Below are 23,455 nucleotides of genomic sequence, written 5' to 3'. Positions count from 1 at the left end.
GGCGGGCGCATCCTCGCGGTGAATCCCGAGGGCCCCATGTTTGCCACCGCCTGCTTCGCCGATCCGTCCGTCCTGGAACGGTGGATGAAGACCTACCCCTTTCTGCCGGGCGCGGTGTTTGCCGGCCTTTGCCTGATCGTATTGATCGTGGTGGCCCTGCCGCGGATCCAGTCCTGGCATCGCGGCAGGAACCGCCCCGTGCTGACGCCCGTGCAGGTCGAAGAGCTGCTGCAGGGCCCCGGCGTCCTGATCGTGGACCTGCGGAGCCCCGAGGCCTTCCGCGGAGGCCACATCCGGGGCAGCCTGCATGTCCCCTTCCCGGACCTCACCCGGCGCTTTGAAGTCCCGGATCCGGCCGCCAAGCGCGCGCTCGTCCTGGTGGACGAGACGGATCTCCTCTCCCACCAGGCCCTCGACCTCCTCCTGGCCCGGGGGTTCCGCTGGATCTATGTCCTCAAGGGCGGGTTGAAGGCCTGGCGCAGCGACAGCCGGCCCCTGGCGAAGTAGTCACTTCCCCGGATCGGCGCCCAGGGCCGCCGTGGCCTGGCTCTGGAACGCGAGGTGGGTGATCCACCACCGCTTCCCGTCCCAGGCGCACTGCAGCGCGTTGACGCCCGTGTACATCGCGGGCCCGTCGGCGGCGAGGCGGATGTCGTAGGGAGACCAGACCTGGGCGACTCCGTCCTGCTTCTGGACGGACACGGCCGTGCTCCGTTCGAAGAACCCCTTCTCCCACTGGGGGATGGCGAAGGACAGAAAGGCCTCCAGCTCCAGGGGGCGCAGGAAGGCCCCGTGCTCCGGGTGCCGGGCCGCCACCATCAGGCGGGCCTGGGGATGGAACAGCGCCCGGATCTTCTCGATGTCCCGCTTCTGATCCTTCGGCCCCGAGATGAAGGCGTAGAGCGAAGCCGTGAGCGCCTCGGGGGTTCCGACCTCGGCCGGGCCCAGGTCCGCCCGGACCACCTCCTTGATGGGATTCGAGCTGCGAGGCGCAGGCGGCTTGGCGGGCTCGGCCGCCGGCTTGGGCAGCGGCTTGGGCAGCGGCCCCTGGGCCGCCAGGGACGGACCGCCGAGGGCCAGGGCGCCAAGAAGGGCAAAGCGGATCATGGAACCTCCCGTGGAGACGACTGTGTCATGCCTCGTCGGTTTCAGGGAGCCCCCAGCGATCCCACAGCAGCAGCAGCAGCAGGCCCGGAATGGCCGCCGCGGCGCAGACGGGGAAGTAGAGCTTCCAGCCGTAGGATTCCGCCATGAAGCCCGTGAGGCCGCCGAAGACCGTGCGGGGCAGGGCCGTCAGGGCGCTGAAGAGGGCGTATTGGGTGCCCGTGTACGAGCGGTTGCAGCTGCCCATGAGCAGCGCCACGAGCGCGCTGCCGCCCATGCCGTAGGCGAGGTTCTCCAGGGTGTTCGCGGCCACCAGCAGAGGCAGGTGCCGGCCCAGCATGGAGATGGCCCAGAAGCCCAGGATGCTGCCCGCCTGGACGAAGCCGCAGGTCCAGAGGGCTTTGCGCAGGCTCATGCGCATCAGCATCCATCCGCCGATCAGGCCCCCCAGGATGATGGCCACCATGGCGGTGGTCTTCTGCACCGTGCCGATCTGCATCTTGGTGAACCCCATGCCCCGCATCAGGAAGGGCATGGTCATGGCTTCCGCCAGCCAGTCCCCCAGCTTGTAGAACACGGCGAAGGCCAGCAGGTAGCCGATGCCCTTGCGCTGAAGCAGGTCCCGGAGGGGGCCGGAGACGGCCTCCTGCAAGGAGCGCGGCGCCTGGGCCACAGCGTCCGTGTTCATGGCCAGCCAGGTGCCGACCATCCCCAGCAGGGTGAGGCCGGCCATGCCCAGGTAGGTGACCCGCCAGCCGAAGACCTGGGCCAGGATCATGGCCAGGCCACCGCTCACCAGCATGGCCACGCGGTAGGCGGCGATGTGGATGCTGTTGCCGAGCCCCAGGTGCTTCTGGTCCAGGGCCTCGGCCCGCCAGGCATCCACGGCGATGTCGAAGGTGGCGCTGGTGACGGCCACGGCCAGGGCCAGGATCACCACGCGCAGGAGGTCCAGGTGCGGTTCGCTGAGCGCCAGCAGGGCCAGGGCCACCGCCATGGCCGCCTGCATGGCCAGCATCCAGCCCCGCCGCCGGCCGAATCCCGGCAGGGCGTAGCGATCCAGGAAGGGCGCCCAGAACACCTTCAGACTGTAGGGCAGCGTCACGAAGCTGAAGAGCCCGATGGTGGCGAGACTCAGTCCTTCATCCGTCATCCAGGCCTTCAGCGTCGAGCCCGTGAGGAAGAGCGGAAGGCCCGACGCGAAGCCGAGGAGCAGGAGGACGGCGTATTGGCGGGGCTTCATCCCACCAGCCTAACCGGAGCGGCGCTCAAGGCGCCTCGCCCCCGTGGGTATGCAGATCGTGGACCATGTGGCCGCCCTGGTGCCCCGTGCGGAGCAGCGCGGCCACCCCCAGGGCACTGACCAGCAGCCAGAGCAGGAACAGGAACCGGGCCACACCTGGAGTGAGGCTCCAGCGGCGGAAGCGGACCAGCCCGAGGTACCCGAGCCAGGTGGCCGCCAGGCAGCCGAAGATGGCCACGGTCCACTGCGCCGAGATCTGGTGCTGATCCAGGGCGGCCCTCAGCTCCGGCGTCCGGTGGGCGAGGTTCTCCGCGGCTTCCCCCGTCGCCAGGGCTGCCAGCGCCCCCAGGAGGCCCAGCAGGAGCAGGAGCAGCGCCGAGGCATGGATTCCCCGGCGCTGGGCCGGCCAGAGGCCCCCCAGCACGAAGAGCAGCGGAGCGGTCGCCAGCAGGGCGATGGGAAAGTGCACGATCGCGGGGTGGAGGTGGTTCAGAGGAGGCATGACGGCTCCAAGGGAGGAGGCCCAGCCGGGATCCATCGACGGCGTCCCCGGGCCCGCTCCGAGCATGGATCCATCAGAGGGGAGGAGGCCAGAGCCGAGGTCCGCTTTTTTTCACCCGACCCTGAGATAGAGAAGAGCTGAAGCGAGGCACGGCTCCGCCGGGCCGAGCGCGGGGGCCCGGGGGTGTTCGCGCAGCGAAGCGGCGCGAACACCCCCAGACAGCATCAATCCGCCAGGGTGCTGAGATCGCCCGGATCCTGGCCCAGGGCCTCGGCCCGGAGGGCCCGGCGGACGATCTTGCCGGAGCGGGTCTTGGGCAGGCTGGCCCGGATCTCGATTTCGCTGGGCATGGCGATGCCGCCGAGGTCCTCCCGGACATGATCCTTGAGGCTGGCGATGAGGCCCGGTCCCGTGGACACACCCGCCTTCACGACCACGAAGGCCATGATGCGCTCGCCCTTGATGGGATCGGGCAGACCCACCACGGCGCTCTCGGCCACAGCGGGGTGGCGGATGAGCGAACCTTCCACATCGGCGGTGCCGATGCGGTGGCCCGCCACATTCAGCACATCGTCGGCCCGGCCCAGCACGGCGATGTAGCCGTCGGCATCCTTCACCGCGACATCGCCCGCGCTGTAGCAGCCGGGGATGTCCTTCCAGTAGTCCTCGTAGCGCTTGTGGTCGTTCCAGATCGTGCGGAGCATGTAGGGCAGCGGGAACTTAACGACCAGCAGCCCGCCCTGGCCGTCAGGCACGGGCGAACCGTCCCGGTTCACCACCGCGAGCTGGGCGCCGGGAAGGGCCTTGCCAGCTTTGCCCGGCCGGGCCTCGAAGGTGGGCAAGGTGCCGATGACCGGCCCTGCGATCTCGGTCTGCCACCAGTTGTCCACGACCTGGCCATTGCCCTGCCCCACCAGGTGCTTCTGGGCCCAGCGGTGGGCTTCCGGATTCAGGGGCTCGCCGGCGCAGGCCATGAGGCGCAGCTTGCTGAGGTCGAACTTCCCGGGTGCCTCAGCCCCGTGGCTCATCCACATGCGGACGGCCGTGGGGGCCGTGAACATCACATTCACCCCGAAGCGCTCGCAGATCTCCCAGGTGACCTCCGGGCTGGGGTAGTCCGGCGCCCCCTCGCGGCAGAGGATCGTGGCGCCGATGCTCATGGGGCCGTAGACGATGAAGCTGTGGCCCACCACCCAGCCGATGTCGGAGGTGCTCCAGTAGATGTCGCGCTCCTGGATCTGGTAGAAGGCCCTGCTCAGGTAGTTCACGCCCACCAGATAGCCGCCCGTGGTGTGGACGACGCCCTTCGGTTTTCCCGTCGTCCCGCTGGTGTAGAGGATGAACAGGGGATGCTCGGAATCCACCATTTCCGGATCGCAGTGGATCTCGCGCCCCTGCTGGATGTCGTAGAAGTCCTTCTCGCGCTCGCTGGCGAAGGTGACGGGGGCGTCGCCGGGCCGGGAGCCCCGCCGGTGCACGATGACATGGTCCACCGAGGACAGGTCGCGCACGGCCTCGTCGACGATGGGCTTGAGGGCGATGGCCTTGCCCCGGCGGTAGGTGAAGTCCGAGCAGACCACCACCTTGGCCCCGGCATCCTCGATGCGGGTGCGCAGGGCCAGCGCGCCCATGCCCGCGTAGACCACGCTGTGGATGGCGCCGATGCGGGCGCAGGCCAGCATGGAAATGATGCCCTCGGGCGTGAGGGGCATGTAGAGGATCACCCGGTCGCCCTTTTTCACACCCAGGCGCTTGAGCGTGTTCGCGAAGCGGTTCATCTCGCGGTAGAGCCGGTTGTAGGTATAGGCCCGCTCGTCGCCATCCTCCCCCACCCACAGCAGCGCCGCCTTGTTGCGGCGGTCGCTGTGCACATGGCGATCGATGCAGTTCACCGTGGCGTTGAGCTTTCCACCGACGAACCAGGCGTGGTTGGGCGCCTTGAACTGGAAGACTTCCGTCCAGGGCTCATGCCAATCCAGGGCCCTGGCCTTGTCGCCCCAGAAGGCCGCGGGATCCTCCTCGGCCAGGGCGCGCTCCACCTCATAGTTGATGGCGGCCTGCTTGGCCAGCCAGCCCCGCATGGGAATCGCCGCCTCGCCCTTCTGCAGCGCCTCGATGGTCTTCTGCTGGGTAATGCTGATTTCCACATCGCTCATGGAAGACTCCGAGAACGGGGTGAGGTGGATTGGATTGGATAGGTTGGGAGGGAAGGTAGCACGCCCCCGGGGCCGGAGGAGGGGAAACGATGACGGTGATCACAGCTACACTTGCCCCGGAGTTCCCCATGTCCAAGCCAGCGAGCACCTCCGCCTCCTACGACCTGCACCCAAGCGTGGCCTATGTCCAGAGCATCCTGGCCAACCTGGAGGCGAAGACCGGGCACTCCCTGGAGGCCTGGGTGGCGCGGGTGAAGGCCGAGGGTCCGACCGAGGCCAAGGCCCGCCTGGCCTGGCTGAAAACACAGGGCCTCGGCACCAACCAGGCCGGGTTCGTGGCCCAGCGGGCCGCGGCCGCACCGGGCCACGCCTTTGACGACACGCCGGAAGGCTACCTCGCCGCGGCCCCTGGGTATGTGGACGCCCAGTACGGCGGGAAGAAGGCGCACCTCCGTCCCCTGTTCGAGCAGGTCGTCGCGCTGGCCCGGGGTCTCGGGAAGGAGGTGAGGGTCTGCCCCTGCGAGACCCTCGTCCCCTTCTACCGGAACCATGTCTTCGCAGAGATCAGGCCCTTCGTCTCCCGCCTGGACCTGGGCCTCGCCCTGGGCGACCCGGCCACCGTGAAGGATCTCTCCGGCCGCCTCAAGGACACTGGCGGCTCCAAGAAGAAGGACCGCCTCACCCACAAGCTCGAGCTCTCGTCGGCAGCCGATCTGGCCGCGGCCCTGCCCTGGCTGGTGAAGGCCTTCGAGCGGGACGGGAAGTAGCCCGTGGATCGGCCTCCGCCCTCGCGGAAGCCTTTAATACCGGCTCGCGAGCTCCAGGGCCGCGACATCTTCGCCTGACAAGGCCAGCGATGCGGCCCGGAGCAGGCTGTCCAGCTGATCCAGGGAGGTGGCGCTGGCGATGGGGGCGGTGACCCCCGGTCGGGCCATGAGCCAGGCCAGCGAGACTTCCGCAGGCTTCGCCCCGTGCCGGGAGGCCACTTCATCGAGCGCCTGGAGGATGCGGAAGCCCCGCTCGTTGAGGTAGGCCTTGACCCCGCCGCCCCGCGGGCTCAGCCCCAGATCGGCTTCGCCCCGGTATTTGCCGCTGAGGAATCCCCGCGCGAGGCTGTAGTAGGTGATGACCCCAAGCCCCTCGGCCATCGACAGGTCGCGCAGGGCGCCATCGAAGCTCTTGCGGTCGTACAGGTTGTATTCGGGCTGCAGGATCTCGTAGCGCGGCAGGCCCTTCTCCGCCGCGACCTCCAGGGCCGCGCCCAGCTGGGTCGCATCGAAGTTCGAGGCGCCGATGGCCCGCACCTTGCCCGCCGCGATCAGCTTCTGGTAGGCCGCGAGCGTTTCCTCGTGCGGCGCCTCCGGGTCGTACTTGTGGGACAGGTAGACATCGAGATGGTCGGTCTGGAGGCGACGCAGGGAATCCTCCACCGCGCGCTCGATCCAGGTCCCCGACAGCCCCTTCCGGCCCGGCCCCATCTCCATGCCGACCTTGGTGATTAGGATGATGCGGTCGCGGCAACCGCGGGCCCGCATCCACTCGCCGAGGATGGTTTCCGACTCGCCGCCGACATTGCCGGGCTTCCAGGCCGAGTACACATCGGCGGTATCCACCGTCTCGAAACCCGCGCCGGTGAAGCGGTCGAGGAGATCAAAGGAGGTCTGCTTGTCGGCGGTCCAGCCGAACACATTGCCGCCGAAGACCAGCGGCGAGATCGAGAGGCCGGTGCGGCCCAGGGGTCGCTTGGCGTGCGTCATGGAAACCTCCGAAGACGGTGGGGAACGAACTTCCTTTTTTACCGCAGAGGTCGCAGAGGACGCAGAGAAAGAACGGTGAACCTTCCAATCGATCTCTGCGACCTCTGTGGTTAACCACACGCCCAGATGGGCCAACGCCTACGGGACCGCCACAGACACGCGGCTTACCTTCAGCACTTTGTCCAGGTCCTTGGGATTGAGGCCGACGAGGAAGCCCCGGCTGCCGCCGTTGAGGTAGATGCGGTCCAGGTCGAAGATCGTGGCCTCGGCATGGATGGGCATGGCTTTTTTCGTGCCCAGGGGGCTGGTGCCGCCGACCAGGTACCCGCTGTGGCGGTTGGCCACCTCGGGCTTGCAGGGCTGCACGGCCTTCGCGCTGATCTGGCGCGCCAGCTCCTTGGTGCTCACCTCGCGGTCGCCATGCATGAGGATGATGAGCGGCGCCGCGCGCTCGTCCTCCATCACCAGCGTCTTGATGACGGCGTGCTCGTCCACTCCGAGTTCCCGGGCGCTCACCGCCGTGCCGCCGTGCTCCTCGTAGCGGTAGAGGTGCTCGGTGTAGGCGATGCCGGCCTGCCTGAGCAGCCGAGTGGCGTTGGTGGAGGGTGCCTTCGACATGACCCCATGATCGCACCCGCGGAGCAGGAGCCAGGCATGAGTGCAGAAGAGGGGTTCCGATGGTTCGTACAACCCCTTTTTGCATGCCTGCAGCAGAATGTCGTGCCTTGAGACCCAGCTCTCGTTCTCCCCATCGGTCGACCGCAGAATCCGAAGATGGAATATTTAGATCTAGCAAATTCTTCCACCCCAAGCATAGATACTTTGGGAGTAATGTTAGCTGCTGGCGCGAAAGCAAAGGCCGAGTCAATTTCTATCGAAGAAGCGCTTCGGAGAATGGGCTTAAATGGATTGGCTGATGCTATAGCTTCTAAATTTGGAAGTGGCGGGTGTTAATATGTTTTCAACAATATTCATGTTACTCGTACAACTCACCAATCCGGTAAGACTCCAGTCGACGCCAAATGAACTTCCACTTACCTCATCAACAATAACTGGAATTCCCGAAGAGATCCAAGGTGCCTGGGAAAACCTAAATTCAGAAAATCCTCCTTCGAGTAAATATTTATATCTAACCACTAAATCACAATACTGGATTCCATCATTTGGAAAATCTTCTCTACAGGGAAGCCTCCAACCCTCAGAGATCAGACGATATTTATCTTACTATATACCCATTTCCACTAATGAGTGGAGATTCCGAACACTAGCATGGCCATATACACGCATAGAAGGGACTTTCAAACTTCTTGATTCTTTCACACTAGAGTTGCATGTCTGGGAACGCGGATCATCGGCCACAAGAAGTGATTCACCGATTATCAGCATCTATAAGCGCATGGTGCCACGCCCTGGCCCATATTATGAAGATTTTTCTGATGTCATTCCATCCGTTCCGAAACCTCTTCATGGCACTTGGATTCAGGAATCTTCTCCAGCTCCAGAGCGAATGATCATCACTCCTGCATCTGACCATCAACCCTTCACAATTCGATTCACCCCACACAACATTTCCGAGATCCCCATAGGTGGAAGCGAACAAACATGGACAGGTGGGGTATTCGTCGATTGGGGCCCCGGATGTTGGTGGCTTCGAACTGGCCAGGGAATATCTGGCTCGGAATCTTGTTTTGAAATAGAAACCGGTGGCCGCCTAAAACTCACCACCTTGCCTTTAAAAGAGAATCGCCCATCAGAAATGGCGCCAAGTCAGATTCGCTATTTCCGACATTCGAATTAGGTCTGGGCTTCCGTCACGGGGCAAACCGCGTGTTCACCCACCCCCAGTTCCCGGGCACTCACCGCCGTGCCACAGTGCTCCTCGTAGCGGTAGAGGTGCTCGGTGTAGGCCACGCCGGCCTGCTTCAGGAGCCGGGTGGCGTTCGTTGACGGGGCCTTGGACATGGCTCCATGATTCCACGACTCGGCAGGCGGCGACCGGTCCCTGCACTGGAGGCGGCATGAGCGATGCGGGACTTCGTGGCGGCACCATCCTCGTGACCGGCGCAGGCCGCGGGCTGGGTCGGGAGGTGGCCCTGCGGCTGGCCGCCCGGGGGTTCACCGTGATCACGGGCATGCGGCGGCCGGAGCCCCTCCATGACTTGGAAGTGCTGGCTTTGAATGTGGCGGACGAGGCCTCGATCCTGGCCGCGGCGGCCGAAGTGAAGGCCCGCCACGGCCACCTGGACGCCCTGGTGAACAACGCGGGCATCCTCCTGGACGGGGCCACGGGGGTGATGGAGCTGGAGGCCGACACCCTCCGCCGCACCCTGGAGACCAATGCCCTGGGTCCGTTGCGCATGGCCCAGGCCTTCGCGCCGCTCATGCCGAGGGGGGGTCGCATCGTGAATGTGAGCAGCGAGGGCGGCTCGCTGTCCGCCCCCGCCGCTTGGGCTCCGGGCTACTGCATCTCCAAGACCGCCCTCAACGCCGTCACGGTCCAGCTGGCCGAGGCCCTCAGGCCCCGCGGCATCGCCGTGAACGCCGTCTGCCCCGGCTGGGTGCGCACCGACATGGGCGGCGCCGAAGCGCCCCGCAGCCTCGAAGAAGGGGCGAACAGCATCCTCTGGCTGCTCCTCCAGGCCAGTCCGGACCTCACGGGCGGGTTCTGGCGGGATGGAGAGCGAATCGCCTGGTAAAGCCTGGGGCAATCGTTCCTATCCTTCTGGACCTGCTGGGGTTTTGGAACCAGCAAGCTGGACAGGCTTCCTCCTGGAACGCATATTGGGGCGGGCTTGGTTTCCCCGGCACCCGCCCCGTCCCATGCGCGGCATCGGTTCCAGAGGAGGGTGCCTTGTGAGCTTCACGGCCTTCGCTGTGAAGCGGCTGGTCATCCACCCAGGGAGGCATCCGCATGGAACGCTACGGCCAAAAGCTCGAACCCAGTGGCAGGAAGCGGGTGAATGTGCCCTTCCGGGGCGTGCGCCTCCTGCGGAATCCCATGTACACCAAGGGCACCGCCTTCACCCAGGAGGAGCGTCTGGCCCTCGGCCTCGAGGGCTTGCTGCCCCACGCGGTCACCACCATCGACCAGCAGGCCCGGCGGGTCTATGCCAGCATCCAGTGCAAGCCCGATCCCCTGGAGAAGTACATCGGGCTGGCCGCGCTGCAGGATCGCAATGAGCACCTGTTCTACCGGGTCCTGATCGATCACATCCAGGAGTTCCTCCCCATCGTCTACACGCCCACGGTGGGTCGAGCCTGCCAGGAATTCAGCCACATCTTCCGGCGGGCCCGGGGCATCTGGATCACCCCGGAGCATCGCGGCCATATCGCCGAGGTGCTGCGGAACGCGCCCTTCGAGGACATCCGGCTGATCGTCGTCACGGACAACGAGCGCATCCTGGGCCTCGGCGATCAGGGCGTGGGCGGCATGGGCATCCCCATCGGGAAGCTGGCGCTCTACACGGCGGCGGCGGGCATCCCGCCCTGGCAGACCCTGCCCGTGAGCCTGGATGTGGGCACGGACAACCTCGACCTGCTGGAGGACGAGTTCTACCTGGGCTGGCGGGCGCCGCGACTCCGGGGCCCGGAGTACGACACGCTGGTGGACGAGTTCGTCCACGCGGTGAAGCTCTGCTTCCCGAAGGCCCTCCTCCAGTGGGAGGACTTCAAGAAGTTCAACGCCTTCCGCCTGCTTGAGCGCTACCGCAAGACCCTCACCTCCTTCAACGACGACATCCAGGGCACCGCCGCCGTGGGCGTGGCCGCCCTGATCGCCGGTGTCCGGGCCACGGGGATCCCTATCCGCCAGCACCGCATCCTCTTCCTCGGCTCCGGCGCCGCCGGGATCGGCATCGCCCGGCTCATGCGCACGACCCTCCGGCGCGAAGGCCTGGACGGGGAGGACCTGACCGCGGCCATGGCCAACCTCGATGTCCAGGGCCTCCTCGTGGAGGATGACCCGGGGCTCGACCCCCTGCAGCGGGAGTTCGCCTGGCCGGTGGACATGGCCGAGAAGATGGGCCTGGGCCGGGGCCAGAAGCGGGACCTGCTGTCGGTGATCCGCGCCTTCAAGCCCACCATGCTGATCGGGACCTCGGGAACCGCCGGGGCCTTCACCGAGGAGGCCATCCGGGAAATGGCCTGCTATGCCGAGCGCCCCATCGTGCTGCCCATGTCGAACCCCACGAGCAAGTGCGAGGCCAAGCCCAAGGATGTGCTGGCCTGGACGGATGGCCGCGCCCTGGTGGCCACGGGGAGCCCCTTCGACCCGGTGACCCATGCCGGCCGGGAGCACCGCATCGGCCAGAGCAACAATGTCTTCGTCTTCCCGGGCGTGGGCCTGGGGATCCTGGTCGCCGAGGCCCGGGAGGTGACCGACGGCATGTTCACCGCCGCCGCCCGGCAGCTCGCGCAGGAGGTCCACGCCGACGATCTCGAGGCCGGGAGCCTCTTCCCGCCCGCGGCCCGGATCCGCGAGGTGACGGCCCAGGTGGCGGCGGCCGTGGTCCGCGAGGCCCGGGAAGCGGGCGTGGCGAACCGCAGTCTGGAGGACGCCCAGATTCCCGGGGCCGTCGCCGAGGCGATGTGGAACCCCGCCTACCTTCCCGCCGATCCTGCTCCAGTTAGTGCTGCGGAAGCTGACCGCTCGATGCCCGCGCTGGTCTGAGCGGTCACGCCCCCTCGAAGGCCCGGAACCGCGTGCCGTCGGGCACCTCGATCCCGAAGGTCTCCCGGAGGGTGGGGATCACTTCCTCGGGCGCCAGTTCGCGGCCCTCCACGCGGGAGCCGCGAATCTCGGCATAGGCGCGGTTGCGGAGGATGCGCCGGACCTCCGGACCCGGCAGCTGGGCGGTGAGGGTTCGGACGAAGCGGGATTCCGGGTGCGTGGAGGTGTAGTGGTTCGCCATTTCGAAATCCACCGGGAACTGGGGTTCTGACTGGAAGGCGTACAGGTCCGTCCAGGCCTCTTCGTGGCGGGACTGGAGCACGCGAAGCCCGCCCTCCTCGGCCACCCGGTAGGCATTCTGGAACTGGCCGTGCTGCTCGCCGTCCATGGCCACGGGCCAGAGCAGGCCCTCGCCGCCGAAGCCCACATCGCAGAGCCAGAAGTCCCCCTCCAGACGGATCACCAGCAGCATGTGGGTGCGGGGCAGCACCCCGGGCGCGCCCAGCCGCACACGGGCCTCGCAGGGGATGGCCTCGAAGCCGAGGGTCTTCAGCACGGCGAGGAACAGCGTGTTGTGCTCGAAGCAGTAGCCTCCCCGCCGGCGCCGCACCAGCTTGTCCTGGAGCGAGGCCAGGTCGAGCCGGATGGGCAGGCCCATCTGGATGTCCAGGTTCTCGAAGGGGATGGCCGTGGCGTGGGCGAAGTGGAGGCCGCACAGGGTGTCCAGGCGCGGGGTCGTCTCGCCCCCGAAACCGATCCGTTGCAGGTAGGCGTCCAGGTCGAGGTCAGCGGCCATGTCCGGCCTCCCACGCCGTCAGGTTCCGCCGGATCTGGGCGGCATGGATCTCCAGGTGCTCCCCGTAGCTGCGCAGCCAGTCGTCGGTGCCGTACGGGCCGCTTTGGGTGTGCCGGCCCATGCGCTCCCAGGCTTCCCCCGGAAGCCCGGCCAGCATGGACGCCGTGTGGGCCCGGACGGCCCCGATCAGGGTCAGGGCCAGTTCCGGGTCCGCCGCATGGTAGTCGAACCGGCGGGCCCAGGCGTTCTCATCGTAACCCACAATCAGGGGATCCGGCTCCGCCAGCAGGAGGCGGATGCGGATGGCCGCGTAGGTTTCCGAATCCGCGCAGTGGATCAGGACTTCCTGGGCGCTCCAACGCCCTTCCCCCGGCCGCCAGATCCGGGCCTCTCCGGGCACCTCCTCCCAGGCGCGCCGGAGGAGGGCAGGTCCCTCCGCATAACGGCGAAGAAAGGATTCCCGGGCAGCAGCATCGAAGGGCATGGGACACCTCGCCCCCAGCATGGCGCGGTGGCGATGAAATTTGGCGGGGGGCCGGCGAAATTGAAGCCTCAATTTGCGAGGCAACCGTGTTTTCATGGGGGCCTCCCCCGGAGGTCCCATGCGCATCCCGACGGCATGCCTCGCCCCATCTCTGGTCGCCCTGTCCCTGGCGGCCCTGCCCCTGCTGGCCGGCGACCGCGTCACGGGCCGGGCCTTCGCCACCCGCTCCGAAGTGGCGGCCCAGCACGGCATGGCCTGCACCAGCCAGGCCCTGGTGACCCAGATCGCCCTGGATGTGCTGAAGCAGGGCGGTTCTGCCGTGGACGCCGCCATCGCCGCGGACGCGGCCCTGGGCCTCATGGAACCCACGGGCAGCGGCATGGGCGGCGACCTCTACGCCATCGTGTGGGACGCCAAGACGAAGAAGCTGCACGGCCTCAACGGCAGCGGGCGCTCCCCGAAATCGCTCGGCCTCGAGCACTTCAAGAAGCTCGGCCTCAAGCACATTCCGCCCCACGGCCCCCTGCCCGTGAGCGTGCCGGGCTGCGTGGACGGCTGGTTCGAGCTGCACAAGAAATTCGGCAAGCTGCCCATGGCCCAGGTGCTGGCCCCGGCCATCCGCTACGCCAAGGAGGGCTTCCCGGTCAGCGAGCTCATCGCCTACTACTGGGACCGCAGCGTGCCCGTGCTCGGGAAGTTCCCGGGCTTCACGGAAACCTTCACCGTGGACGGCAAGCGCGCGCCGAAGAGCGGCGAGATCTTCCGCAATCCGCGCCTGGCGAAGACGCTGGAGATCCTCGGGAAAGAAGGCCGCGACGCCTTCTACAAGGGCGAGATCGCCCGCAAGATCGACGCCTACATGAAGGCCCAGGGCGGCTTCCTCAGCTACGAGGACCTGGCCGCCCACCATTCGGAGTGGGTCGAGCCCGTCAGCGTGACCTACCGCGGCTACGAGGTGTGGGAGCTGCCCCCCAACGGCCAGGGCATCGCCGCCCTGCAGATGCTGAACATCCTCGAAGGCTACGACTTCTCGAAGATCCCCTTCGGCAGCCCTCAGCATGTCCACCTGTTCACCGAAGCCAAGAAGCTGGCCTTCGAGGACCGGGCCCGGTTCTACGCCGACGCCGCCTTCATGAAGGTGCCGCTGGCCTGGCTGCTCTCGAAGGACTACGCCGCCCAGCGCCGGGCCCTCATCGGCGACCGCGCCTCGCGCCGCCTGGAGGCGGGCCACCCGCCCCTCAAGGAAGGCGACACGGTCTACCTGACCACCGCCGACAGCGAGGGCAACATGGTGAGCCTCATCCAGAGCAACTACCGCGGCATGGGCAGCGGCATGACGCCCGGCGACCTGGGTTTCTGCCTCCAGGACCGGGGCGAGCTGTTCAACCTCGAAGAAGGCAACGCCAACAGCTACGCGCCCGGCAAGCGGCCCTTCCACACCATCATCCCCGGCTTCATCACCAAGGACGGCCAGCCCTTCCTCAGCTATGGCGTCATGGGCGGTGAGTTCCAGCCCATCGGCCATGCCCAGATCGTGATGAACATGATCGACTTCGGCATGAACGCCCAGGAGGCCGGCGACGCGCCCCGCATGAGCCACGACGGTTCTCCGGAGCCCACCGGCGAAAAAGGGAAGCTGCCCGGCACCATCCAGCTGGAGAGCGGCTTCCCCTATGAGACCGTCCGCGAGCTTATGAACCGCGGCCATGGGGTGGGCTGGATGTTCGGCGGCTACGGCGGCTACCAGGCCATCCGCTGGGACCCCAGGCAGAAGGTCTACTTCGGGGCCTCGGAATCGCGGAAGGACGGGCAGGCGGCGGGATACTGATTCAGAGGTAGGTCGCCGGATCCAGACCCCAGGCCAGGGGCTCCTCGTAGTCCACGATCTGCTCCGTGGCGTGGGCCAGGTGCAGGTCCCGGGGCTGGAGGTGAAGCTTCCGACTCGCATCGAACACCACCCGCACGGTGGGCCGGAGCAGATCTTCCCCCTGTTCCACCACCACGGCCAGCCGGCCCCCGGACAGGCGCACCAGCGACCCCACCGGGTAGATGCCCAGGATCCGGATGAAGTGCTGCACCAGGTCGCCATCCAGGTGCGAGCCGCTCCATTCCAGGAGCCGCTTCAGCACCTCGGAGGGCTCCTTCCCCTTGTGGTAGACGCGGTTGGAGGTGAGCGCGTCGTAGACATCCACGATGGCGGCCATGCGGCCGATCTGGGAGATCTCCCCGGCCGCGATCCCCCGGGGGTAGCCACCGCCGGACACCTTCTCGTGATGCTCCCCGGCGATGCGGACGACAAGGCTTGAGATCCCGGGCACGCCCCTCAGGATCGCCTCGCCGAGATCGGCGTGGGACTTCATGACGACGAACTCGTCCTCCGTCAGCTTCCCCGGTTTGTTGAGGATCTCGTTCGGGACCTTCATCTTCCCCACATCGTGGAGCAACCCTCCCAGACCCGCCTCCTCCACCGTGGCGGCATCCATGCCCAGGGCCTGGGCGAAGGACACCAGCAGGGCGCAGATGCTCACCGAGTGCTGGAAGGTGTAAGTGTCGGCATTCTTGATGCGGGACAGGCTGATCAGCGCCCCGGGGTTCCGCAACACGGAGGAGCGCATCGCCTTCACCAGGGGCAGGGCCTTGGCCGGATCCAGCTGCTTTCCAAGCCGCACATCCTGGAGCAGACCCTGCACCACATCGGCCGCTTCGCCCAGGATGCTCCGCGCGGCGATCGCCTCCTCCCGCTGGGAGACCCGGGCCGGGGCGAGCGCGGCCCCGCCCGTGGCCGAGGCCTTGAGCCGCTGCGCCAGGCCCTGTTCGATCTCGGCCTGGGTGGGGGCCCCCGCCACATCGTCCCCGCGGGCGGTGTCGATGTAGATTTCATTCAGCCCGTGGTCCCGGATCTTCTGGATCTGATCGGCATGCTTCAGCGCAAAGCGCTGCCGGATAAATCCATGTTCGAGCCAACTGCAGTTGAGATCATGGACATACATGCCCGCCTTGAGGTCCTCGACCTTCACCCGTTTGATGGTCATGCTTCGTGCACTCTCCCATCCCCTGGATCGGCCCGGAACGCCCTGAGAATGAGTAGGGATTGAGCAGGACACCCCCTCTGTCCAGAATTCGGGCAGACCATGCGCCACCGGGGAAGCGGCTCCCCGCCCAGCGCCGGGCGGGATGTAGAATGAAGGTTCGCATCGCGCCCAGCGGCGTTCTATGGGGAGTTGACCGTGCTGCAAGCCTATCGCCAACATGTCGCCGAACGGGCCGCCCTGGGCATCCCCCCCCTGCCCCTCACCGAAGCGCAGACCTCCGAACTCACCCTCCTCCTGGCCCATCCCCCCGCGGGCGAAGAGGCCTTCCTCCTCGACCTGCTGACCCACCGCGTGCCCGCCGGCGTGGACGACGCCGCGCGGGTGAAGGCCGCCTTCCTGGCCGCCGTGGCCAAGGGCGCCGAGAAAGTGGCCCTGGTGCCGCGCGAGAAGGCCACGGAGCTGCTGGGCACCATGCTCGGCGGCTTCAATGTGAAGCCCCTCATCGACCTGCTGGAAGACGCCCAGGTGGGCGGCATCGCCGCCGAGGGGCTGAAGAAGACCCTGCTGGTCTTCGACGCCTTCGCCGAAGTCAAGGCCAAGGCCGATGCCGGCAATGCCAACGCCCAGGCCGTGCTGAAGTCCTGGGCCGAGGCCGAGTGGTTCACCAGCCACCCGGAAGTGCCCCAGAGCCTCACCCTGACGGTCTTCAAAGTCACGGGCGAGACCAATACCGATGACCTGTCCCCGGCCCCCGATGCGTGGAGCCGCCCCGACATTCCGCTCCACGCCGTGGCCATGCTGAAGAACGCCCGACCCGGCATCACCCCCGATGATCCCGGCAAGGTGGGCCCCCTCAAGCAGCTGGAGGGCCTCAAGGCCAAGGGCCACCTCGTGGCTTATGTGGGCGATGTGGTGGGCACCGGTTCCTCTAGAAAGTCCGCCACCAACTCCGTGCTCTGGTTCACGGGCGAGGACATCCCCTTCGTGCCCAACAAGCGCTTCGGCGGCGTCTGCCTGGGCTCCAAGATCGCGCCCATTTTCTATAACACCATGGAAGACGCCGGTGCCCTGCCCATCGAACTGGATGTCAACGGCATGGACATGGGCGATGTCATCGAGCTGCGCCCCTACGAGGGCAAGGCCCTGAAGAACGGCAAAGTCATCGCCGAGTTCAAGGTGAAGTCGGAGGTCATCTTCGACGAGGTCCGCGCCGGCGGCCGCATCCCCCTGATCATAGGCCGCGGCCTCACGGCCAAGGCTCGCGCCGCCCTGGGCCTCCCCGCCTCCACCGCCTTCCGCCTGCCTGCGATCCCCAAGGACACCGGCAAGGGGTTCTCGCTCGCGCAGAAGATGGTGGGCCGCGCCTGCGGCGTGACGGGCATCCGCCCCGGCACCTACTGCGAGCCGCGCATGACCACCGTGGGCTCCCAGGACACCACGGGGCCCATGACCCGCGACGAGCTGAAGGACCTGGCCTGCCTCCAGTTCTCCGCCGACATGGTGATGCAGTCCTTCTGCCACACGGCGCCCTACCCCAAGCCCGTGGATGTGAAGACCCACCGCGAGCTGCCGCCCTTCATCACGAACCGCGGCGGCGTCTCGCTGAAGCCCGGCGACGGCGTCATCCACAGCTGGCTGAACCGCCTGCTGCTGCCGGATACGGTCGGTACCGGCGGCGACTCGCACACCCGCTTCCCCATCGGCATCTCCTTCCCCGCGGGTTCGGGTCTGGTGGCCTTCGCCGCCGCCACGGGCGTCATGCCCCTGGACATGCCGGAATCCGTGCTCGTGCGCTTCAATGGTGAGCTGCAGCCCGGCGTCACCCTGCGCGACCTCGTGAACGCCATCCCCTACTACGCCATCCAGCAGGGGCTGCTCACCGTCGAGAAGAAGGGCAAGAAGAACATCTTCAGCGGCCGCATCCTCGAGATCGAAGGCCTGCCCAAGCTGAAGGTGGAGCAGGCCTTTGAGCTGTCCGACGCCTCCGCCGAGCGGTCCGCCGCCGGTTGCACCGTGCGCTTGGACAAGGAACCGATCATCGAGTACATGAACTCCAACATCGTGCTCATGAAGTGGATGATCGCCAACGGCTACGAGCACCGCGAAACGCTGGAGAACCGCATCAAGGCCATGCAGGCCTGGATCGCGAAACCCGAGCTGCTGGCGCCGGATGCGGACGCCGACTACGCCGCCGTCATCGAGATCGACCTGGCCGAGGTGAAGGAGCCGCTGCTGGCCTGCCCCAACGATCCCGACGATGTGAAGCTCCTGTCCACGGTGGCCGGCGACAAGATCGACGAAGTATTCATCGGCTCCTGCATGACCAACATCGGCCACTTCCGCGCCGCCGGGAAGCTGCTGGACGGCAAGAGCGACATCCCCACCCGCCTCTGGATCGCCCCGCCCACCAAGATGGACGAGTATGTCCTCACCCAGGAGGGCTACTACGGCATCCTTGGCCGCACCGGCGCCCGCATGGAGATGCCCGGCTGCTCGCTGTGCATGGGCAACCAGGCGCAGATCCGCAAGGGCAGCACGGCCATGTCCACCTCCACCCGCAACTTCCCCAACCGGCTGGGGCTGGACACCCGCGTCTACCTCGGCTCCGCGGAACTGGCGGCCATCTGCGCCCTGCTCGGCCGCATCCCCACCGTGGCCGAGTACATGGCCCAGATCGGCGTCGTCGACGCGAAGGCCAAAGACATCTACCGCTACATGAACTTCGACCAGATCGCGGATTTCCGCGAAGTGGCCGACACCGTCCAGGTCTAGGTCCCCCTCGGCTCGGAAACGGCCCGGGACATCACCCCGGGCCGTTTCCGGGTGACCGTCCAGGCAGTTTGTGTTAGCCTCATCAGTTCTTACACCACCTTTCGGGGGGTTCCCATGGGGATCTTTGAGGGCCACATCCGCGTCCACGACGGCGACCGTTTCGCCTTGGTGGCCTCGCGCTGGAACGACTTCATCGTCGAACGCCTCATCGACGGCGCGAAGGACTGCATCCTCCGCCACGGCGGACGGGAAGACCAGCTGGACCTCATCCGCGTCCCGGGAAGCTTCGAGCTGCCCCAGGCGGCCAAGCTGGCGGCCCAGAGCGGCCGCTATGCGGGCGTCATCGTGCTGGGTTCCGTGATTCGCGGCGGCACGCCGCACTTCGACATGATCGCCGCCGAAGTCACCAAGGGCGCCGCCCAGGTGGCCCTGGACACCGGCCTGCCGCTGGCCTTCGGCGTGCTGACGACCGACAGCGTGGAGCAGGCCATCGACCGGGCCGGCGCGAAAATGGGCAACAAGGGCTGGGAGGCCGCCCAGAGCGTCCTCGAGATGACCGACCTCGCCCATGCCCTGAAGGCTGCTGCGAAGGGGCGCAAGTAGATGGGTGTCCGTCGCCGGGGGCGCGAGTACGCCCTTCAAATGCTGTATGCCATGGACCTGACCGGCTACCAGCCGGATCAGGTGTTCGCCGGCTTCTACGCCATCCAGGATCTGAACCGGGATGCGTTCTACTATGCCCGGCGCCTGGTGGACGGCGTGCACGGACATCTCGACGAGATCGACGGGGTGCTGGCGAAGTACGCCGAGCACTGGAAGATCCATCGCATGGCCGCCGTGGATCGCAACCTGCTCCGCCTGGGGCTGTTCGAGCTGATCTATGTGAAGGAAGTGCCCTTCCCCATCGTCATCAACGAAGCCCTGGAGATCGTGAAGGAATTCAGCGACCAGGAAGGCACGCAATTCCTCAACGGCATCCTGGATGCCGCCCGCAAAGAGTTCCGCCCGGAAGAAAACGGCCCCCGAATCAAGAAGAAGGTCGGGGCCGCAGAACCTCCTGAAGAATCATGACCTGATCCGCCCCGGCTGGTTTGCTATGCTCGATCCCTTCCCCAGCCCGATCCGATCGTTGGAGCTTTGATGAGCACTTCACGCAAGAAGCCCGCTGCCGACAAGAAGACCCCCCAGGCCCCCAAGGCCGCCGCCCCCAGGCCCGCCGCCCCCCGCACCACCCCCACCTCCATCGGCCTGGAGGAGATCAAGACCCTCATCGCGCTCGTGGGCCGTGAACCCTTCCAGGAATTCGAGTTCGAAGCCGGGGACATGCGCTTCCGCATCCGCAAGGACGGCCCGGCCCCCGTGGTCCACGCCGCCCCGGTGGTGGTCGCCGCCCCCCTGGCCCCAGCCATGTCCTCTGCCCCCGCCGCCGCCCCGCAGCCCGTCGGGCCGGTGGATGAGCCCGGCATCCACTATGTCACCAGCCCCATCGTGGGCACCTTCTACCGCGCCTCCAACCCCAGCGCCGCGCCCTATGTGTCGCCCGGTGACTATGTGAAGCCCGGCCAGACCTTGTGCATCGTCGAAGCCATGAAGCTCATGAACGAGATCGAAAGCGATGTGGCCGGCGAAGTCGTGAAGGTGCTGGTGGAGAATGGCACTCCCGTCGAGTACGGCGAGCGCCTCTACGCGGTCCGGATCGGCTAGCCATGGGCGCAGCCATTCGACGCAAGGCAACCCCAACGGCGACGGCTCCCGCCGACGCGCCGCCCTTCAAGAAGATCCTCATCGCCAACCGGGGCGAGATCGCGTTGCGCGTGATCCTGGCCTGCAAGGAGATGGGCATCCAGACCGTGGCCGTCTATTCGGAAGCGGATCGCAACGCCCTGCATGTGCGCTTCGCGGACGAGGAAGTCTGCATCGGCCCCCCGCCCTCCTCGAAGTCCTACCTGAACATCCCCCAGGTCATCGCCGCCGCCGAAGTCACCGGCGCCGAGGCCATCCATCCGGGCTACGGCTTCCTCAGCGAGAACGCCCATTTCGTCGAAGTCTGCCAGGCCTGCGGCATCACCTTCATCGGGCCCAGCGGCGAGATCATCCGCAAGATGGGCAACAAGGCCCAGGCCAAGGCCACCATGCTGGAGGCCGGCGTGCCCCTCATGCCGGGCAGCGACGGCCTCGTGGAGACGGTCGAAGAGGCCCTGGTGGTGGCCGAGCAGATCGGCTATCCCGTCATCGTCAAGGCCAGCGCGGGTGGCGGCGGGCGCGGCATGCGCATCGTCAACAACCCCGAGGAACTACCGGACCTCTACAACACCGCCCGCAGCGAGGCCAAGAACGCCTTCGGCGACGATGGCGTCTACATGGAGAAGTACCTCCTGGAGCCCCGCCACATCGAAGTCCAGATCATGGGCGACCTCTTCGGCAATGTGGTGCACCTGGGCGAGCGCGAGTGCTCCATCCAGCGTCGCCACCAGAAGCTCATCGAGGAGAGCCCCAGCGCCGTCCTCGACCCGGCCCTGCGCCAGCGCATCTGCGACACCGCCGTGCGCGCCGCCAAGGCCGTCGGCTACTACAACGCGGGCACCATCGAGTTCCTCCTCGACAAGCGCGGCGACTTCTTCTTCATGGAGATGAACACCCGCGTCCAGGTGGAGCACCCCGTCACCGAGCTGGTCACGGGCATCGACATCGTGAAAGAGCAGATCCGCATCGCCGCCGGCCAGAAGCTCAGCTTCCGCCAGGAGGATGTGGTCCAGAAGGGCCACGCCATCGAGTGCCGCATCAATGCGGAGGACCCCTTCAAGTTCACGCCCTGCCCCGGCCGCATCACCGCCCTGCACTTCCCCGGCGGCCCCGGCATCCGCGTGGATACCGCCATGCATCAGGATGCGGTCATCCCGCCCCACTACGACTCCATGGTGGCCAAGCTCATCGCCTTCGGCGCCAACCGCACCGAGGCCATCGCCCGCATGCGGCGCGCCCTGGACACCCTGGTCATCGAGGGCATCAAGACCACCGCCCCCCTGCACCGCCGCATCATGGACCAGCCCGACTTCATCGCCGGCACCTTCTCCACCAAGTGGCTGGAAGGCTACCTCGAGGAGTTGAAGCGTGATCCGACGGGGGATCCCCGGTAGGGCCTGATCCGATAGACTGGACCCTGCGCCGCCTTAGCTCAGTTGGTAGAGCTCCAGCTTTGTAATCTGGAGGTCGCCGGTTCGATTCCGGCAGGCGGCTCCAATGCCGGGGAACCTCATGGACCATTCCGCCCAGACCCGACCGTGAGCGATTCCCCCCGCGCCCGTCCCAGCCTGCTCCGCTCCGCCGGGGTCGTCGGGCTGATGACGCTGCTGAGCCGCCTCACGGGGCTGCTCCAGACCTTCTTCCTCAGCCATGTGCTGGGGGCGGGGGCCGCCGCGGATGCCTACGCCGTGGCCTTCCGCCTGCCCAACCTGCTGCGCCGCTTCACCGCCGAAGGCACCATGACCGCCGCCTTCCTGCCCACCCTGGCCGAAGCCGAGGCCGCCGAGGGCGAGGCCGCCGTGAAGGCCGTGGCGGCACGGTTCCTGGGCACCCTGCTGGTGATCCTGCTGCTGGGCGTGGTCCTCGTCCTCCTGTTCATGGGGCCCCTGGCGGGCCTGCTGATGCTGGGGCGCCCCGAGGCCCAGAGCGAGCTCACCACCCGGCTGGGCCGCATCATGTTCCCCTACCTGGCCCTGGTGAGCCTCACGGCGGGCTTCGCGGGCCTGCTGAACCTGCGCCACCGCTTCGCCCTGGCGGCCTCGGTCTCCGTGTTCTGGAACCTGGCCTTCATCGCCTTCGGGTGGCTCTCGCTGCGCCTACTGGGGCGAGGCGGCCAGGTGCCGCTCGAGACGGTTGCGGTCGTGTGCGCCCTGGCCGTGCTGGCGGGGGGCGTGCTCCAGCTGCTGGTCATCCTGCCCGCCGTGCGGAAGGAGGGCTTCGGCCTCGCCGTCGGCCTGCACCTGCGCGACCCCTGGGTCCGCAAGGCCCTCAAGCGCATGGGGCCGGGCCTCCTGGCCGCCGGCATCTACCCCATCAACGCCCTGATCAGCGCCATGCTGGCCTCCATGCTCCCCAACGGCGCCCAGATGGTGCTCTACAACAGCGGCATGATGGGCGAGATGGTGCTGGGGCTCTTCGCCATGAGCCTCGCCACCGCCGGACTGCCCACCCTCTCGCGCCAGGCCGAGGCCCGCGACTGGCCCGCCCTGAACCGCAGCCTCACGCAGTCCATCTCGGCCTCAGCCCTGCTGGTGCTGCCGGCCTCCGTGGGCCTCGCCGTGCTGGCGCGGCCCATCTGCGCCCTGCTCTTCCGCACCGGCGCCTACGATCCCGCCGCCGCCGACTGGACCGCCCTCACCCTGGTGTTCCAGTCCGTGGGCCTGGTCTTCGTGGCCGCCCAGCGCCTGGGCAATCAGGCCCTCTACGCCCTCAAGGACTACCGCGGCCCCGCGGCCCTGGCGGGTGCCACCCTGGTGGTGAATGTGGCCCTCAGCCTCGCGCTGCTGAAGCCCCTCGGCACCGGCGGCCTGGCCCTGGCCAACGGCCTCGCCAGCCTCGCGGGCCTCGCGGGCCTGCTGCTGCGCCTGCGCCCCCGCCTGCCCGGCCTGGACCTGCGCCCCCTCCTGAACGCCACCGCCCGCGCCCTCGCCGCCTGCCTCCTCATGGGCCTGCTCGCCTGGGGCGGCGCGCACCTCCTCACCCTCGACGCCCCCCACGCCTTCACCCGCGCCGCCCTGGCGCTGAAAGTCCTGCCCCTCGTGGCCCTCTGCGCGGTGGTTTACGGAGCTACTGCCGCGGGATTCGGGCATCCCGAGGCCCGCAACCTAGCCGCGAAGCTCCGAGGAAAGCTCGTTCGCCGCTAAGAGGTGGTCTGCTTTAGTTTCAGATCTATTTCCCCGAACAGGAAATCCAACACC

Annotated in this window: 21 protein-coding genes and 1 tRNA gene; 12 read left to right on the top strand and 10 right to left on the bottom strand. The window is 67.2% G+C overall.

Annotated features, from left to right (window positions below; all coding sequences use genetic code 11):
- Positions 1-36: 36 nt before the first annotated feature.
- Positions 37-507 carry a rhodanese-like domain-containing protein gene (locus QUD34_RS03985; RefSeq protein ID WP_286355306.1) on the top strand — a complete coding sequence of 157 codons (471 nt, stop codon included), beginning with the start codon at positions 37-39 and terminating at the stop codon, positions 505-507.
- Here the strand turns inward: QUD34_RS03985 and QUD34_RS03980 are convergent, their stop codons facing one another.
- From QUD34_RS03980 to acs, 4 genes are all read right to left on the bottom strand, one after another.
- Positions 508-1,107: a hypothetical protein gene (locus tag QUD34_RS03980; RefSeq protein WP_286355305.1), complete on the bottom strand. Its 600-nt coding sequence runs from the start codon at positions 1,105-1,107 to the stop codon at positions 508-510.
- Between the two features lie 25 nt (positions 1,108-1,132).
- Complete coding sequence (locus QUD34_RS03975) at positions 1,133-2,347, bottom strand: AmpG family muropeptide MFS transporter (protein ID WP_286355304.1); 1,215 nt, start codon at positions 2,345-2,347, stop codon at positions 1,133-1,135.
- Between the two features lie 25 nt (positions 2,348-2,372).
- On the bottom strand, positions 2,373-2,849 hold the full coding sequence (locus QUD34_RS03970; RefSeq protein ID WP_286355303.1) for a DUF2231 domain-containing protein: 477 nt from the start codon (positions 2,847-2,849) through the stop codon (positions 2,373-2,375).
- Positions 2,850-3,073: 224 nt separating this feature from the next.
- Complete coding sequence (gene acs / locus QUD34_RS03965; RefSeq protein WP_286355302.1) at positions 3,074-5,005, bottom strand: acetate--CoA ligase; 1,932 nt, start codon at positions 5,003-5,005, stop codon at positions 3,074-3,076.
- Between the two features lie 128 nt (positions 5,006-5,133).
- Between acs and QUD34_RS03960 the strand changes: the two genes are divergently transcribed.
- Complete coding sequence (locus QUD34_RS03960; protein ID WP_286355301.1) at positions 5,134-5,772, top strand: DUF5655 domain-containing protein; 639 nt, start codon at positions 5,134-5,136, stop codon at positions 5,770-5,772.
- Between the two features lie 33 nt (positions 5,773-5,805).
- Here the strand turns inward: QUD34_RS03960 and QUD34_RS03955 are convergent, their stop codons facing one another.
- The 3 genes from QUD34_RS03955 to QUD34_RS03945 all read right to left on the bottom strand — a co-directional run bounded on the left by QUD34_RS03955 (position 5,806) and on the right by QUD34_RS03945 (position 8,724).
- On the bottom strand, positions 5,806-6,762 hold the full coding sequence (locus QUD34_RS03955; protein ID WP_286355300.1) for an aldo/keto reductase: 957 nt from the start codon (positions 6,760-6,762) through the stop codon (positions 5,806-5,808).
- 138 nt (positions 6,763-6,900) lie between these two features.
- Positions 6,901-7,380: a Cys-tRNA(Pro) deacylase gene (ybaK, locus tag QUD34_RS03950; RefSeq protein WP_286355299.1), complete on the bottom strand. Its 480-nt coding sequence runs from the start codon at positions 7,378-7,380 to the stop codon at positions 6,901-6,903.
- Between the two features lie 1,176 nt (positions 7,381-8,556).
- Complete coding sequence (locus QUD34_RS03945) at positions 8,557-8,724, bottom strand: YbaK/EbsC family protein (RefSeq protein ID WP_286355298.1); 168 nt, start codon at positions 8,722-8,724, stop codon at positions 8,557-8,559.
- A 56-nt stretch (positions 8,725-8,780) separates the two neighbouring features.
- Here QUD34_RS03945 and QUD34_RS03940 point away from each other — a divergent pair, with 56 nt between their 5' ends.
- Positions 8,781-9,458 carry an SDR family NAD(P)-dependent oxidoreductase gene (locus tag QUD34_RS03940; RefSeq protein ID WP_286355297.1) on the top strand — a complete coding sequence of 226 codons (678 nt, stop codon included), beginning with the start codon at positions 8,781-8,783 and terminating at the stop codon, positions 9,456-9,458.
- Positions 9,459-9,673: 215 nt separating this feature from the next.
- Positions 9,674-11,431: an NAD-dependent malic enzyme gene (locus tag QUD34_RS03935; protein WP_286355296.1), complete on the top strand. Its 1,758-nt coding sequence runs from the start codon at positions 9,674-9,676 to the stop codon at positions 11,429-11,431.
- Between the two features lie 4 nt (positions 11,432-11,435).
- Here QUD34_RS03935 and QUD34_RS03930 read toward each other — a convergent pair whose 3' ends face one another.
- Positions 11,436-12,227 carry an arylamine N-acetyltransferase family protein gene (locus QUD34_RS03930; protein WP_286355295.1) on the bottom strand — a complete coding sequence of 264 codons (792 nt, stop codon included), beginning with the start codon at positions 12,225-12,227 and terminating at the stop codon, positions 11,436-11,438.
- Positions 12,217-12,711 (bottom strand): DinB family protein, encoded by a 495-nt coding sequence (locus QUD34_RS03925; protein WP_286355294.1) that lies wholly within the window; start codon positions 12,709-12,711, stop codon positions 12,217-12,219. Before QUD34_RS03925 ends, QUD34_RS03930 begins: the two co-directional genes overlap by 11 nt.
- A gap of 118 nt (positions 12,712-12,829) precedes the next feature.
- On the opposite strand from QUD34_RS03925, the gene ggt reads away from it, so the two are divergent.
- The gene (ggt, locus tag QUD34_RS03920) at positions 12,830-14,539 is read left to right on the top strand and encodes a gamma-glutamyltransferase (protein WP_286355293.1); all 1,710 of its coding nucleotides are present in this window, start codon (positions 12,830-12,832) and stop codon (positions 14,537-14,539) included.
- A gap of 1 nt (position 14,540) precedes the next feature.
- On the opposite strand, the gene QUD34_RS03915 is transcribed toward ggt, so the two are convergent.
- Positions 14,541-15,743, bottom strand: coding sequence for an HD-GYP domain-containing protein (locus tag QUD34_RS03915; RefSeq protein ID WP_286355292.1), 1,203 nt, complete (start codon positions 15,741-15,743; stop codon positions 14,541-14,543).
- Between the two features lie 195 nt (positions 15,744-15,938).
- Here QUD34_RS03915 and acnB point away from each other — a divergent pair, with 195 nt between their 5' ends.
- From acnB to murJ, 7 genes are all read left to right on the top strand, one after another.
- Positions 15,939-18,515 carry a bifunctional aconitate hydratase 2/2-methylisocitrate dehydratase gene (gene acnB / locus QUD34_RS03910; protein ID WP_286355291.1) on the top strand — a complete coding sequence of 859 codons (2,577 nt, stop codon included), beginning with the start codon at positions 15,939-15,941 and terminating at the stop codon, positions 18,513-18,515.
- A gap of 114 nt (positions 18,516-18,629) precedes the next feature.
- A complete protein-coding gene (ribH, locus tag QUD34_RS03905) occupies positions 18,630-19,118 on the top strand; it encodes a 6,7-dimethyl-8-ribityllumazine synthase (RefSeq protein WP_286355290.1) in 489 nt (162 codons plus the stop codon).
- Complete coding sequence (gene nusB / locus QUD34_RS03900) at positions 19,119-19,586, top strand: transcription antitermination factor NusB (protein ID WP_286355289.1); 468 nt, start codon at positions 19,119-19,121, stop codon at positions 19,584-19,586.
- A gap of 69 nt (positions 19,587-19,655) precedes the next feature.
- On the top strand, positions 19,656-20,219 hold the full coding sequence (gene accB, locus QUD34_RS03895; protein ID WP_286355288.1) for an acetyl-CoA carboxylase biotin carboxyl carrier protein: 564 nt from the start codon (positions 19,656-19,658) through the stop codon (positions 20,217-20,219).
- 2 nt (positions 20,220-20,221) lie between these two features.
- Positions 20,222-21,652 carry an acetyl-CoA carboxylase biotin carboxylase subunit gene (gene accC, locus QUD34_RS03890; protein ID WP_286355287.1) on the top strand — a complete coding sequence of 477 codons (1,431 nt, stop codon included), beginning with the start codon at positions 20,222-20,224 and terminating at the stop codon, positions 21,650-21,652.
- 27 nt (positions 21,653-21,679) lie between these two features.
- Positions 21,680-21,755: transfer RNA gene (locus tag QUD34_RS03885), tRNA-Thr, on the top strand.
- A 41-nt stretch (positions 21,756-21,796) separates the two neighbouring features.
- The gene (gene murJ, locus QUD34_RS03880; RefSeq protein ID WP_286355286.1) at positions 21,797-23,401 is read left to right on the top strand and encodes a murein biosynthesis integral membrane protein MurJ; all 1,605 of its coding nucleotides are present in this window, start codon (positions 21,797-21,799) and stop codon (positions 23,399-23,401) included.
- Positions 23,402-23,455: the final 54 nt, after the last annotated feature.

The organism is Geothrix oryzae (assembly GCF_030295385.1).
GTDB lineage: Bacteria > Acidobacteriota > Holophagae > Holophagales > Holophagaceae > Geothrix > Geothrix oryzae.
Note: the sequence above shows the minus strand (reverse complement) of the source record. Positions and strands in the feature narration are given on the sequence as shown.